Below are 14,907 nucleotides of genomic sequence, written 5' to 3'. Positions count from 1 at the left end.
TTCAACGACTACAGCAACGCTGTCAGTTCTGGGTAACCATAATGAATATTGAGACATTGCATCGCTTGACTTGATGCACCTTTGAGTAGATTGTCGATGGCTGAAATCACAATGATGTGTTCGCCTTGTACCTTCCAGCCGATATCGCAGAAAGGGGTATTTTCGACATCCTGAATACGTGGAATACCATCGCCTTTTAAACGCACGGCTGGCTTTCCTAGATAAGCTTGTTCAAATGCTTGAGCGACTTGTTGCTCTGTAACGCCTGATGCTAGCTTCATGGTGATCGTGGCAAGAATGCCGCGTTTAAAGTTGCCTAGGTGCGGAGTAAAAATCACATCGCAACCTAAGTGCTGAGCAATTTCTGGTTGGTGACGATGAGTAAATACACCATAAGGTTGCAAGCTCACTTCACAGAAACTGTTCACCATAGAAGCTTTACGCCCAGCTCCGGACACACCGCTGGTCGCGTTAATGACAGGCCATTGATTGGTATCCACTAATGCATTTTCGAGTAGAGGTTTGATGGCTAACTGCGAAGCAGTCGGGTAGCAACCTGCTACAGCAACTAAGGGAGCAGTTTTAATTGATTCCTGGTTCCACTCTGCTAAGCCGTATGCAGCTTTATCTAGCCAGTTATTATGTTGATGCTCGAAGCCATAAAAGGTGTTGTAAAAACCTTCACTTTGGACGCGGAATGCCCCCGATAAATCGAATACCTGACAGCCTGCCTCCAAGAAAGTTGGGGCTAGATCGTGGCTCACCTCATGAGCCGTTGCTAAAAACACCACATCCGATTCTTGAGCGATTTGCAGTGGTTCCGTTAGTGGCGAGACCGGCATATCAATGATGCCTGCTAACTTACCGTGCAGCTGCGCAATATTCTTTCCTGCATCAACACTGTTGGCGGAGACGTATAAACCTGATAGCGTGAGTTGTGGGTGTTTATTAACCATTAACGCTAACTCTGCGCCGGTGTAACCGCTGGCTCCAATAATCGTGGTTTTTAGCATTGTGTGACATCCATATACTTAAAGGCTTAAATGACTATTCATATTTAATTTTTGCTTTATTTTGATTTTTTATTCATTAAATATGATTTAATATGTGTTTTACATTTTTGTGGTCTGTCTGTCAACAGGAGATTTGAAGAATCCATGCAATTACCAACTTTTCTAGAGGTCTATGAAGGACTCATCAGCACCTCTTCTATCAGCTCCACGGATCCGAGCTGGGATCAGGGCAATGCAAAAGTCATCGAAAAACTCGCATCTTGGTTTAAAGATCTGGGTTTTAGCGTTGAAGTGATCGAGGTCGAGCCAGGCAAGCACAATATGATTGCACGTATGGGTGAGGGTGAAGGCGGCCTTTTACTTGCGGGCCATAGTGATACCGTGCCATTCGATCAAGGACGATGGAATTTTGATCCACATAAACTGACTGAAAAAGACAACCGCTTTTACGGTTTAGGCACGGCAGACATGAAAGGCTTTTTTGCCTTTATTTACGAAGCCGTCAAAAAAGTCGACTGGAGCAAGCAGACCAAGCCGCTGTACGTATTAGCCACTTGTGACGAAGAGACCACAATGTTGGGTGCACGACATTTCACCGTAAACGCCCCTTTTAAGCCGGATTACTGCATTATTGGTGAGCCCACCAGCCTCATTCCTATTCGCGGCCACAAAGGTCATGTGGCGAATGCAATTCGGGTCACGGGTAAGTCAGGCCATTCATCCGATCCTGCCTTAGGCGTTAACGCGATTGAGATCATGCATGAAGTGATGTTTGCCATGATGCAACTGCGCGATAAATTGGTGAAAGAATACCACCATCCGGGTTTTGCCATTCCAAGCCCTACCCTAAACCTTGGACACATTCACGGCGGTGACAGCGCTAACCGTATTTGTGGTTGCTGTGAGCTGCACTATGATGTTCGCCCACTACCAGGGATCAGCCTGGATGGCCTAGAAAATATGCTGCGCGGAGCATTAAAAGAAGTCGAAGCAAAGTGGCCTGGACGCTTGGAGATAATTCCGTTACATGAACCAATTCCGGGTTACGAATGCCAACATGACCACCCATTTATCGGTGGTGTTGAAGAGATCTGCCAAACCAGTTCAGAAACCGTTAACTACTGTACTGAGGCGCCCTTCTTACAACAGCTCTGTCCAACCTTAGTTCTTGGCCCGGGTTCAATTGACCAAGCGCACCAACCGGATGAGTTTCTCTCATTTGATTTTATCGATCCCACAATTGATGTGCTTTCAAAGGCAATGGTCAAGTATTGCTGTTAATACACGAATAAACTCAAAAGTCAGTGCAGCTCGATTGAGCTGCATCTTTTTATCTTCACAATTTAGCGCTAGCCTTAACACTTCTTTAACTTGTTATTTTGTAATTAATTTTCACTTCTTATTCTACAGCTGCCGTAAATTTGCTCTAAATCAGGAGACAGCGGAATAATTGCAAACTTAGTCTGCTTTATTTGACTATAACTGGTGCTTTTCGCTAGATTGGAGTCTTAACAAGGACAATGGATGTAGTTTTTTTACGAGGCAGGACGACAATGAACGAGAAATACGCCGCACTCAAAAGTAATGTGCGCATGTTAGGCCACTTATTGGGTAACACCATTCGCGATGCCCATGGCGAAGAAATCTTCGAGAAAGTGGAAACCATTCGTAAATTATCCAAATCAGCTCAAGCAGGAAATCAAGCAGACAGGGACAGCTTGATCGAAGAAATCAAACATTTACCTGATGAGCAACTAACGCCCGTTACCCGTGCGTTTAACCAATTTCTAAATCTCACCAATATTGCTGAGCAATACCACACGATTTCACGCCATTGTGAAGAGCACATTTGTGAACCAGACGCGATTAACTCGCTGTTTTCTAAACTGGTACAAAACGATGTGAGCAAACTGGACACTGCGCAAGCGGTTCGTGATCTGAATATTGAATTGGTATTGACGGCTCACCCAACGGAAATCACGCGTCGCACGATGATCAACAAGTTGGTCAAGATCAACGAGTGCTTATCAAAGTTGGAACTGAGTGATCTTTCTTCTAAAGAGCGCAAGAAAACCGAGCGTCGTTTAGAGCAACTGATCGCGCAAAGCTGGCATTCAGACGTAATTCGACAACAGCGCCCTACTCCGCTGGATGAAGCAAAATGGGGGTTTGCGGTCGTTGAAAACTCACTATGGGAAGCGGTGCCAGACTTCTTACGTGAAATGCACGATCGCTTGAAATCTTACTTGGGTGAAGGTTTACCAATTGATGCTCGCCCAGTGCACTTCTCTTCTTGGATGGGGGGTGACCGCGACGGTAACCCGTTCGTCACTCATAGCGTGACGCGTGAAGTATTGCTTCTGTCTCGTTGGAAAGCTGCAGATCTTTATCTCAATGACATCAACGAGTTGATCAGTGAACTGTCTATGACGGTTTCAAACGATCAAGTTCGTGAACTTGCTGGCGAAGATCAGCACGAACCATATCGTGCGATCCTGAAACAACTTCGCTCACTATTGAACGAAACCAAAGATATTCTCGATGCTAAAATCCATGGTCAAAAACTGGCCGTTAAAGCTCCGTTGCAAAAAGTCGAGCAACTTTGGGAACCTCTGTATGCCTGTTACCAGTCGCTAAATGAATGTGGCATGGGTGTGATCGCAAATGGCTCTCTACTGGATACATTGCGCCGCGTAAAAGCATTTGGTATTCATCTTGTTCGCCTTGATATCCGCCAAGAGAGCACGCGTCATTCAGACGTATTGTCTGAATTAACCCGCTACTTAGGCATTGGTGATTACGAGCAATGGAGCGAGCAAGATAAGATTGCTTTCCTAACCAACGAACTCGCATCTAAGCGTCCTCTTCTGCCTCGTGATTGGGAACCATCAGAACCTGTCAAAGAGGTTTTGGACTCCTGTAAGATTATTGCAGCACAACCGCGTGAAGCATTCGGTGCCTACGTAATTTCTATGGCACGCACTGCATCGGATGTGTTAGCAGTCCACCTACTTCTGCAAGAAGCTGGCTGCCCATATCGTATGGATGTTTGCCCATTATTCGAGACGCTAGAGGACTTGAACAATGCAGAATCAGTCATCAAACAGCTGATGGGTATCGACCTATACCGTGGCTTTATCCAAAACCACCAAATGGTCATGATTGGTTACTCTGACTCAGCGAAAGATGCGGGTGTCATGTCTGCAGGCTGGGCTCAGTACCATGCAATGGAGTCGTTAGTAAAAGTGGCGGAAGAAGAAGGTGTTGAACTGACTCTATTCCACGGTCGTGGCGGTACAGTAGGCCGCGGCGGCGCGCCAGCACACGCAGCACTTCTGTCTCAACCACCAAAAAGCTTGAAAGGTGGTTTGCGCGTAACAGAACAGGGCGAGATGATCCGCTTTAAACTCGGTCTCCCAGACGTCGCCGTAAACAGTTTTAACCTTTACGCGAGCGCGATTCTAGAAGCCAACCTATTGCCACCACCAGAGCCAAAACAAGAATGGCGCGACTTAATGGAAGTGCTATCAGAAGTTAGCTGCGAGTCTTATCGCAACGTAGTTCGCGGCGAGCCTGATTTTGTGCCTTACTTCCGTCAAGCGACACCAGAGCTCGAGCTCGGTAAGTTGCCACTTGGCTCTCGTCCTGCAAAACGTAATCCGAAGGGCGGAGTGGAAAGCTTACGTGCAATCCCGTGGATCTTCTCGTGGAGCCAAAATCGTTTGGTACTTCCAGCATGGTTAGGTGCGGGTGAAGCGATTCAATACTCGATCGATAAAGGCCACCAAGCGTTGCTCGAAGAGATGTGTCGTGAATGGCCGTTCTTCTCGACTCGCCTTGGCATGTTAGAAATGGTGTACTCGAAGTGTAATATCGATATTTCTCGCTATTACGATGAGCGATTGGTGGATGAATCACTCCGTCCACTCGGTGAAAAGCTTCGCGCTCAGCTTCAAGAAGATATCAAAGCAGTACTGAATGTAGAGAACAACGAAAACTTGATGCAGCATGACCCTTGGGGACTCGAATCGATTCGCTTGCGCAACATCTACGTTGAGCCATTGAACATGCTACAAGCCGAGTTGCTATACCGTACACGCCAAACCGAAGAAGCATCTGCAAACCTAGAAGAAGCACTAATGGTGACAATTGCTGGTATTGCAGCTGGCATGCGCAACACAGGCTAATCGCTTCATTTGTAATAAAAAAGCTGAGCAAGTGCTCAGCTTTTTTTTTGACGCTGGATAATTGCGCAACCAAAAGGCAGTTTAATAAACTATAAAAAACCCAAAAATTACCACACAAAAAGAATAAAAAACCACAAGTTAACACTATTGATTATTATGTTAGTTTTTTAGGGTAATTTTGTCCTACTATTCCACTTCATGCTTATTATTTATATACTACTTGCCTGCTGAGAGCTCATAAATCCAATCATACCTGCTCCAGCCATGATGGGACTCCCCATCTCTCTAGGTGATAAACGGCTTTAAGGTGACAGGACCAACATTGTTGGTGCTACTTATACATTAAAAAACTCAAGTGCCAGAAAGAGCACAGCTGAAAGTATAAGTAGCTTGTTTACAAGTTTATTGACCATTTGGATTGAAGACATGTCATTACCACACGTAATCTTAACTGTTCTTAGCACTCGCGACGCAACCGGTTACGATATCACTAAAGAATTCTCTGCTAGCATCGGTTACTTCTGGAAAGCAAGCCACCAACAAGTGTACCGTGAACTCAATAAAATGGCCGAGAAAGAGCTGGTTACTTGCGTATTAGAACCCCAAGAAGGCAAACCAGACCGTAAGGTTTACTCCATCACAGATGCTGGTCGCAGCGCTTTAGGAGAATGGTTTGATCAACCAACTGCACACCCGACTGTTCGTGATGAATTTTCAGCGAAATTGATGGCATGTGCCGTTCAACCATCAACACCTTTCCGTGATCAACTCGCCGAACTAGTTGAAGAGTCTCGCAAACTGGTTTCTCACTACAAAGAAATTGAAGCGGCTTACTACGCAACACCGTCAACTTTAGATAAACAAGCTCGCCTAGAACGTCTAACGCTTCGTCGTAACCTACTGTTACGTGAAACGTGGATCACGTGGGCTGAAGAAGTCCTAACAGAACTTGAAGTGATTGGTTAATTTCCTTTTACTTTGATACAACGAAAAAGGCTTGCCACTTGGCAAGCCTTTTGTCTTTTTGAAACCCGATTTATGCACCTACTGCAGCGCGAGGACGAACGCCTAGCGTATGACATAAAGCGTAAGTCATCTCTGCACGGTTTAGGGTGTAGAAGTGGAAATCCTTAACGCCTTCACGACTAAGTACGCGCACCATATCAATAGCTTGGCTTGCTCCCACAAGCTGACGAGTCACCGGATCATCATCCAAGCCTTCGAACTGTTTACTCATCCAGCCTGGTACTTTCACATTGTTCTGCGCAGCAAAGCGAGAGGCTTGCTTAAAGTTCGACACTGGCAAAATACCAGGGACAATTTCCACATCAATTCCTGCCGCCACACAGCGATCGCGGAAACGAAGGTAAGACTCGACGTCAAAAAAGAACTGAGTAATTGCACGGTTTGCGCCTGCATCAACCTTACGTTTTAGGTTCAATAAGTCAGACTGCGCACTTTTAGCTTCAGGGTGAACCTCAGGAAACGCGGCTACTGAGATATCAAAATCGTGACGTGATTTTAGCAGCTCAACCAGATCCGAGGCATACATGTCAGGCGCACCGCCACCAGGAGGAATATCACCACGCAAAGCAACGATATTTTCAATACCATTATTCCAGTAATCATCGGCAATATTAATTAACTCTTCGCGAGTCGCATCAATACAAGTGAGGTGAGGAGCAGCAACCAATCCGGTTGTTGCTTTGATTTCTTTAATGATGGAGTGCGTTCTGTCACGCTCGCCAGAGTTAGCGCCGTAAGTCACAGAAACAAATTTAGGTTGGAGCGTTTTAAGACGGTGCACTGAATTCCAGAGTGTCTCTTCCATCTTCGCGCTGCTTGGTGGAAAAAACTCAAATGATACATTGATGTTGTCTGACAACTCAGCAATATTCTGGTTCAAGGCGTCAATATGGCCTGCGTGCGTGTATCCCATCTTACTCTCCCTGTGGCGCTCCGCCACGAAAACAAATTCCTTAAATCGACGTTTAGACGTCTATATGTCTACAGAATGTATTGAATACGATTTAATGTCAACCTTGTAATTATGAATTTTTCTCAAGTTAATAATGAGGATAGTTCAAGTTATTACTTGAACATTATTTCACCACTTATCACAAGCCGATACTTCAGTATGGCACTGAAGGAAAAATAAAAAACCCTGGTCGGGTTCCAGGGCTTTAGGTATCTCGCAACTTTAGAATAAACCGGCTAATCGGTTGAGGTCGGATTGAATCGCGCCAGCTGTCACTTCTCTTCCTGCGCCAGGCCCTCGAATAACGAGTGGGTTATCTTTGTACCACTTACTTTCAATGGCAAAAATGTTGTCGCACGGCAGTAGGTTGGCGAGCGCATGTTCACGAGATAACGCTTCTACTCCCACCGTCGCTTTACCATTTTTTTCTAAACGAGCAACGTAGCGAAGCACTTGATCGTTTCTCTGTGCTTTTGTCAGACGCTCTTGCAGTATTTCACTCAACAGTCCTCCGTTATCGAAGAAGTCATCGATGCTAAGTTCTGTTAATTCTTCTGGTACCAGAGATTCAACCTTAACGCTGCCCGGCTCAATATCGAGACCAGACTCTCGAGCTAAGATAACCAGCTTACGCATCACATCTGAACCATCTAAATCAGAACGAGGATCAGGCTCTGTTAAACCTTGCTGCCAAGCGAGGTCGACTAAATCATTAAATGGTACTGAGCCGTCAAATTGTTGGAATAACCATGATAACGTCCCTGAGAAAATACCCGATAGAGCAACGATCTCATCCCCACTTTCACGTAGATCTCGCACGGTATGGTTTATTGGTAACCCCGCACCAACCGTCGCGTTGTACAGCCAATAACGACCAATTTTAGCGAATGCATCTTGAACCTGATGGTAATACTGGCTATCTGCCGAACCCGCCACTTTGTTAGCGGAAATCAAATGAATGCCCTGCTGCGCAATTTCTACATAGCGCTGAGCTAAGTCTTTACTCGCTGTCACATCAAGCACTACGGCTTCATCGTAATTTTTTAGCGCTCCTAAGTGAGCCAACCAAGATCCATCGTTTGCTAGGCTTTCATCATCAAATCGTTCAGCAACACTTGCTGCATCAATACCTTGCTCATCGAACCAGTAGGTTTGACTATCCACGACCGCGACAAGGTCAAAGCTCATGCCATGACGTTTTTCGAGCTCACCTTTTTGAGTTGCAAATAAATTTAACCAACTAGAACCAATGTTGCCCTTGCCACATAAAGCCACCGCCACGCGCTTTTGCGCTTGGAACAACTGGCTATGAATCGTTTGAACCAACACTTCGGTATCAGTACGACGCAAAACGGCGACTAAACTCAGCCCCGACTCAGTTTCAGAAATAAATTCAACCGGAGAGTGTTTTAACTTCTGATAAAAACCAAAACAATGGTTGGCGTTTTTCGTAACGCCAGCGCCTACCGCCGCCAAGAGAGAGTAGCCTTCTTTGAGCTTAATCTCCGCTTCAACCGCAAGCTCTTGTAAGTGTTTCAGTGCGCCACCGGCAATTTCTGCGGTATACGCCAAGCGCAACGTGTGTTGAGCGGGCTGAGCCTCAAATGCCAATGGCTCCAATTGCGCTCGCTGCAACGCTTGTAATACATCATTCTGTGTTTTTTCGAAGTCGTGCCCATGCATGAAAGACAGCTGCACCAATAAAACATCATCCAGCGAGGTAATAATTTTAGCGCCACGGCCAGACGCTAAGACACGCTCAATACGAGTAGAGCCCGACTCCGGCAGATAGCTACACTTGAGGTTGAGATCCATAGTACTTTGCGCCACAGGCTGAAGTGTACGACTGTGTAGGACTGGGGCGGCTAAACGAGCGAGTTCGCTGGCTTCATCCAATCGAAGTAACGGTAACAGACACGCGTCTGCCACCAAACGCGGATCGGCACTATAGACACCGGCAACGTCACTCCAAATGGTGACCGTGCTCACTTCAGCCAGAGCACCAATGACAGTTGCAGAATAGTCAGAGCCATTACGACCAAGTAAAATGGTTTCGCCCGCCTCGTTCTGAGCCATAAAGCCAGTAATTACCACACGTTTATGATTGTGTTGCGCGAGAACTTCTTTTATCAAAGGATATGAACGAGCGCGATCAACTTCAGGTTGAGTCCCGGCTTCCGCACGTAAAAACGCTCGTGCATCTTGTGCGATAGCGGGGATAGAACGTTGAGATAATAACGCGGCCAATAGGCGAGCAGACCAAACTTCTCCGTGTCCTAGTACCGCGGCTTTTTGCGCGCCAGTGAGTGGTGCTGTCAGCTCAGATAAGGTACTGAACTCATCATGCAGTAACGCTAATAGCTCTTCTTGTACTTCATTTTCCAACAAATTTTCTATTAGCTCCGTTTGGAACTGCCTTAGGCTTTGAAGTGCTTCATGCGCGATTCGGCCATCTTTGTCTAACCCTTCCAGGAACTCAATCAAGCGGTTAGTGGTTTTTCCTGCCGCCGAGACGACCACAAGATCATTTTCCGTCGAATACTCCTTAAGAATATCCACAACGCGTAAATAGCATTCTGGGTTTGCTAAGCTACTGCCACCAAACTTATGCAGCTGACGTTGTAAAGTCATTATTATCGTCTCCTATTATTGGGCAGCTTTAGCGAATGCTTGCTCTAAATCCGTGATGAGATCTTGTGCATCTTCCAAGCCGACAGACAAACGCAATAGTTGATGTGACACCCCCGCTTCTGCCAGTGCTTCCTCTCCCATAGCGCGATGCGTCATGGATGCCGGATGACAAATCAAGCTTTCAACTCCACCTAATGACTCAGCCAATGAAAACAGTTGGAGCTCTTTAACGAACACTTTTAACTGCTCAAACGAACCGGCAAACTCAAAGCTCAGCATAGAGCCAAAGCCCGTTTGCTGCTTTTTAGCAATGTCATGACCTGGGTGCTCCGGCAGGCTTGGATGATAAATGGTTTTAACTAACGCTTGCTTTTGGAGATAAGCCAGTACCTGCTGTGAACTCTCTTCATGCACTCGCATCCGAGCACCAAGTGTACGAATGCCTCGCAACGTCATATAACTATCGAAAGGTGTGCCAGTCGCACCAATGCAATTTCCCCACCATGCAAGCTCTTCTGCATGCGCTTCTGTTTTGGTGATGATCACGCCACCAATCACGTCTGAATGACCGTTGATGTACTTCGTTGTGGAGTGGATAACAAAATCCGCACCTAGCTCTAAAGGTTTTTGGTACACGGGTGTCAAAAAGGTATTGTCCACCGCAACTAACGCGCCGACTTGTTTCGCTTTTTCACAGGTAGCTGCAATATCCACTACGCGAACCAGAGGGTTTGACGGAGTTTCTAGCAAAATGAGTTTTGGTTTTTGTGCTAATGCGGCATCCAAAGCTTGCTCGTCTGATTGATCGACAAACTGAACCTTAAAATCGCCTTTGTTGGCTCGGGTATTAAAAAGACGATAGGTGCCGCCATAACAATCGTGAGGAGCAATAATGAGATCATCAGGGCCAAGAAAAGCGGATACCCATAAATTTAATGCCGACGTACCGCAGTTCGTGACAACCGCTCCTTTTCCAGACTCGAGTTCAGATAACGCACTTTCCAACAGTCCGCGGTTTGGATTTCCAGATCGCGTGTAATCATACTTAGGTACTTCACCAAAAGCAGGAAAACCATAGTTAGTGGAAAGATAAATAGGTGGAACGACAGCGTGATATTGGCTGTCTGATTCAATACCAGTGCGTACTGCAATGGTCGCAGGTTTGCGAGAGCTCATGGGTGTATCCTTTCACGGGTAATGACTTCTAAATAGGAATGCGCTATATCTAATGAGTAAAATAAAGTGATCAACACGCTTCCTTTGCTGTTCTGTTCACTTTACTCGTCAAAAAATGAGACGTCAACACTTCTAGACGTCTATATGTCTTTGCTTATGGCGGTAAATGCAGCTAAAATCAGCACCTAAATTATTTTTAACCGATTACATAAATGAAGGTGTGCAATGGCTGACTGGAATGGCGAATACATTAGCCCATATGCAGAGCACGGCAAAAAAAGCGAACAAGTAAAAAAAATTACCGTCTCTATCCCGCTAAAAGTTTTAAAAGTGCTAACTGATGAGCGTACTCGCCGTCAGATCAATAACTTACGCCATGCAACCAATAGTGAATTACTATGCGAAGCATTTTTGCACGCGTACACAGGTCAGCCACTTCCAACAGATGAAGACCTTCGTAAAGACCGTCCAGATGATATTCCAACAGAAGTAAAAGCACTGATGACGGAAATGGGCATCGAATTTGAGTCGTTTGACGAAGAGTAAAAAAGCGAGGCTGGAGGCTTGAGATAGCAATTCTTATCTCAAGCCAACAGAATGACATAAAAAATGGGACGCGATTGCGTCCCATTTTTTGTACATCACATCTAATAGATATATTACTCTGCCATGTAGGTTTCAGGCATCTCGATACGAGCAACACCTGAATCAACTGCCGCCTGAGCCACAGCTTTTGCAACACGTGGTAGTAAACGTGAGTCCATTGGTTTTGGAATGATGTAGTCTGCACCAAACTCAAGCTTATCGACGCCTGCGGCCTTCAATACAGTTTCAGGTACAGGCTCTTTTGCTAGCTCACGAATCGCCTCAACGGCTGCAAGTTTCATTTCATCATTGATTTCACTTGCGCGCACATCAAGAGCACCACGGAAGATGAATGGGAAACACAATACGTTGTTTACTTGGTTCGGGTAATCACTACGGCCAGTACCCATGATCAAATCATCACGAACAGCGTGGGCAAGTTCCGGCTTAATTTCAGGATCTGGATTCGAACATGCAAATACGATTGGCTTATCTGCCATCAGCTTCAACGCTTCCGCTGGCAATAGGTTTGGACCAGATACACCTAGGAACAGATCCGCGCCTTCAATCACGTCCTCTAATGTGCGTTTGTCCGTGTTGTTTGCGAATAGCTGCTTGTATTCATTAAGATCATCACGACGAGTGTGGATCACACCTTTACGATCCAGCATGTAAATTTTTTCGCGCATTGCACCACATTTAATCAGCAGCTCCATACACGCAACAGCTGCAGCGCCAGCGCCAAGACAAACGATCGTTGAGTCTTCAAGCTTCTTACCTTGAAGTTCGATCGCGTTCAGCATGCCTGCTGCCGTTACAATCGCAGTACCGTGCTGATCATCGTGGAATACTGGTACATCACAACGCTCAATTAGACGCTTTTCAATCTCAAAGCAATCTGGTGCTTTAATATCTTCAAGGTTGATACCACCAAAGGTGTCTGCAATGCTTGCAACAGTATCAACAAATTCATCGATCGTGCGGTGCTTAACTTCAATATCAATAGAATCAAGACCTGCAAAACGTTTAAACAGTAACGCTTTACCTTCCATTACTGGCTTAGATGCAAGTGGACCTAGGTTACCTAGACCCAGGATAGCGGTACCGTTAGAAATAACAGCAACCATGTTGCCTTTCGCTGTGTACTTGTACACGTTATCAGGGTTTTGTGCGATTTCACGCACTGGTTCTGCAACACCTGGGCTGTAAGCAAGGGCAAGATCACCCGCCGTTTCCGCAGGCTTTGTCAATTCGACAGCAATCTTCCCTGGAGTTGGATAAGCATGGTAATCCAATGCTTTTTGGCGATGTTCTTCTTCTGGAGTGGCTGCTTGGCGATTGTCTTCAGACATGGACGTTTCTCTTTTTTATTTTTAGGTAAGGGGGCATAAATTCTATCGGATAGAAATCAAACTTCATAGGCAAGATTGCGAGCAATATCCTTAAAAAGCCGATAATAAAAGAGATTAGACCAGATAGCGGGGATAAGCACCTGATTTTCGAGTCAGGTGCTCTTTTCTTCTTACAATTGAAGTGCGCAAAATCCTGGACGTTATTACTCTTCGTCTACGTATTGCGCTTGGAGGTAGTTCTCAATGCCAGACATTTCAATCAAGCCAAGTTGCGTCTCTAGCCAGTCAACATGCTCTTCTTCATCTTCAAGAATATCTTGAAACAGATCGCGAGACACATAGTCTCGAATGTCTTCAGCATAGGCAATCGCATCTTTTAAATCTGGAATGGCGGCCATCTCAAGCTTTAAGTCACACTCGAGCATTTCTTTAGTGTCTTCACCTATCATCAACTTGCCTAAATCTTGTAGATTAGGTAAGCCCTCAAGAAACAAAATACGCTCAATCAGATGATCGGCATGTTTCATCTCATCGATAGATTCGTGATATTCCTTATCTGCTAGGTGCTTTAACCCCCAGTCCTTATACATTCGAGCATGAAGAAAATACTGATTAATAGCGATGAGCTCATTTCCGAGCACTTTATTGAGATGTTGGATGATGATTGGATCGCCTTTCATGACAAAAACCTCCTCTTTAGCTTCATTTAAATGTAGAAGCAAATGAGAAGGTGTCAAAACGCTAGGCAAATAATTACTTAATTACCGCATGCTCACAGTAATTAGCTAGCTTGTTTGAATACCGTGTAACTGGTTTCCGCTAAAATATCCTTGGCCTGTCTGATGCACTTACCACATTGGCTACCCAATGCTGTGCATTTTTTGATTCCTTTAATATCCGTTACGCCTTCATCTATCGCCAACTTCCTAATTTTCTTGTCGGAGACCCCATGGCAAAGACAAACGTACATACTCAAAAACCTATTAAATTAACCTGTGGCAATCAATATAAACAAGAATAGTTCTTGTTACCAGTCGCATTGATGGGTCTGTTCAGAATATTTTGTTATATAGATTTGGTGACAGTAGGCCAAGATCAGAGAGTTAGGTGTTACGACCAAAGGTGTTGAAAAATAGAGCCGATAATATTCTGTTTTTAAATTAAAAAATTAACGTATTTCCTACGAACACTTATAACCAAATATAATTTAGATATAAAAAAGGGAAGCCTAAGCTTCCCTTTCTCGATGCGCTTTCTTCATAAAGAAGAAGAGTGCAAGATTTCGTTTAATTCGTTATGAATTAGTCGAAGATCTTAGCAACAACACCAGCACCTACTGTACGGCCACCTTCACGGATCGCGAAACGTAGACCTTCGTCCATTGCGATTGGTGCGATTAGCTCAACAGTCATCTGTACGTTGTCACCTGGCATTACCATTTCTACGCCTTCTGGTAGCTGGATGTCACCAGTTACGTCAGTTGTACGGAAGTAGAACTGTGGACGGTAGCCTTTGAAGAATGGAGTGTGACGACCACCTTCATCTTTAGACAGTACGTATACTTCTGATTCGAACTTAGTGTGTGGAGTGATTGAACCAGGCTTCGCTAGTACTTGACCACGTTCAACTTCGTCACGCTTAGTACCACGTAGAAGTGCACCAACGTTCTCACCTGCACGGCCTTCGTCTAGAAGCTTACGGAACATCTCTACACCAGTACATGTTGTAGTAGTTGTTTCCTTGATACCTACGATAGCAACTTCGTCACCTACAGTTAGGATACCACGCTCGATACGACCAGTTACTACTGTACCACGACCTTGGATTGAGAATACGTCTTCGATAGGCATTAGGAATGGCTGATCTACCGCACGCTCTGGCTCAGGGATGTAAGTATCTAGCGCTTCAGCTAGTTCAACGATTTTCGCTTCCCACTGCTCTTCGCCGTTTAGTGCGCCTAGTGCAGAACCTTGGATAACTGGTAG

12 protein-coding genes are annotated in these 14,907 nt (G+C 45.3%); 4 read left to right on the top strand and 8 right to left on the bottom strand.

Annotated features, from left to right (window positions below; translation table 11 throughout):
- Nucleotides 1-8: 8 nt before the first annotated feature.
- A complete protein-coding gene (gene argC, locus D8S93_RS22465; RefSeq protein WP_152815630.1) occupies nt 9-1,013 on the bottom strand; it encodes an N-acetyl-gamma-glutamyl-phosphate reductase in 1,005 nt (334 codons plus the stop codon).
- 144 nt (nt 1,014-1,157) lie between these two features.
- Here argC and argE point away from each other — a divergent pair, with 144 nt between their 5' ends.
- The 3 genes from argE (at nt 1,158) to D8S93_RS22450 (ending at nt 6,166) form a co-directional block, all read left to right on the top strand.
- Nucleotides 1,158-2,294 (top strand): acetylornithine deacetylase, encoded by a 1,137-nt coding sequence (gene argE, locus D8S93_RS22460; protein WP_053807711.1) that lies wholly within the window; start codon nt 1,158-1,160, stop codon nt 2,292-2,294.
- 272 nt (nt 2,295-2,566) lie between these two features.
- On the top strand, nt 2,567-5,200 hold the full coding sequence (gene ppc / locus D8S93_RS22455; protein ID WP_152815627.1) for a phosphoenolpyruvate carboxylase: 2,634 nt from the start codon (nt 2,567-2,569) through the stop codon (nt 5,198-5,200).
- 426 nt (nt 5,201-5,626) lie between these two features.
- Nucleotides 5,627-6,166 (top strand): PadR family transcriptional regulator, encoded by a 540-nt coding sequence (locus D8S93_RS22450; RefSeq protein ID WP_005395734.1) that lies wholly within the window; start codon nt 5,627-5,629, stop codon nt 6,164-6,166.
- Nucleotides 6,167-6,236: 70 nt separating this feature from the next.
- On the opposite strand, the gene metF is transcribed toward D8S93_RS22450, so the two are convergent.
- The 3 genes from metF to D8S93_RS22435 all read right to left on the bottom strand — a co-directional run bounded on the left by metF (nt 6,237) and on the right by D8S93_RS22435 (nt 10,985).
- A complete protein-coding gene (gene metF / locus D8S93_RS22445; protein ID WP_046874624.1) occupies nt 6,237-7,139 on the bottom strand; it encodes a methylenetetrahydrofolate reductase in 903 nt (300 codons plus the stop codon).
- A gap of 261 nt (nt 7,140-7,400) precedes the next feature.
- Nucleotides 7,401-9,809, bottom strand: coding sequence for a bifunctional aspartate kinase/homoserine dehydrogenase II (locus D8S93_RS22440; RefSeq protein ID WP_152815624.1), 2,409 nt, complete (start codon nt 9,807-9,809; stop codon nt 7,401-7,403).
- A gap of 15 nt (nt 9,810-9,824) precedes the next feature.
- Entirely contained in the window at nt 9,825-10,985 is a 1,161-nt protein-coding gene (locus D8S93_RS22435) for an O-succinylhomoserine (thiol)-lyase (RefSeq protein ID WP_134648336.1), read from the bottom strand.
- Between the two features lie 225 nt (nt 10,986-11,210).
- On the opposite strand from D8S93_RS22435, the gene metJ reads away from it, so the two are divergent.
- On the top strand, nt 11,211-11,531 hold the full coding sequence (gene metJ / locus D8S93_RS22430; protein ID WP_005381353.1) for a met regulon transcriptional regulator MetJ: 321 nt from the start codon (nt 11,211-11,213) through the stop codon (nt 11,529-11,531).
- Between the two features lie 113 nt (nt 11,532-11,644).
- Here metJ and D8S93_RS22425 read toward each other — a convergent pair whose 3' ends face one another.
- The 4 genes from D8S93_RS22425 to D8S93_RS22410 all read right to left on the bottom strand — a co-directional run.
- Nucleotides 11,645-12,922: a malic enzyme-like NAD(P)-binding protein gene (locus D8S93_RS22425; RefSeq protein WP_005395744.1), complete on the bottom strand. Its 1,278-nt coding sequence runs from the start codon at nt 12,920-12,922 to the stop codon at nt 11,645-11,647.
- 203 nt (nt 12,923-13,125) lie between these two features.
- The gene (gene bfr, locus D8S93_RS22420; RefSeq protein WP_005395745.1) at nt 13,126-13,602 is read right to left on the bottom strand and encodes a bacterioferritin; all 477 of its coding nucleotides are present in this window, start codon (nt 13,600-13,602) and stop codon (nt 13,126-13,128) included.
- Between the two features lie 101 nt (nt 13,603-13,703).
- Nucleotides 13,704-13,892 (bottom strand): (2Fe-2S)-binding protein, encoded by a 189-nt coding sequence (locus D8S93_RS22415; RefSeq protein ID WP_031780493.1) that lies wholly within the window; start codon nt 13,890-13,892, stop codon nt 13,704-13,706.
- Nucleotides 13,893-14,223: 331 nt separating this feature from the next.
- Nucleotides 14,224-14,907 (bottom strand): EF-Tu/IF-2/RF-3 family GTPase (locus tag D8S93_RS22410; protein WP_264674663.1); only part of this gene is annotated, 684 nt, incomplete at its 5' end.

It is taken from the genome of Vibrio sp. VGrn 2, from assembly GCF_009361695.1.
Taxonomy (GTDB): domain Bacteria; phylum Pseudomonadota; class Gammaproteobacteria; order Enterobacterales; family Vibrionaceae; genus Vibrio; species Vibrio diabolicus.
The sequence above is the reverse complement of the archived record's forward strand: the minus strand, read 5'-3'. Positions and strand labels throughout refer to the sequence as shown.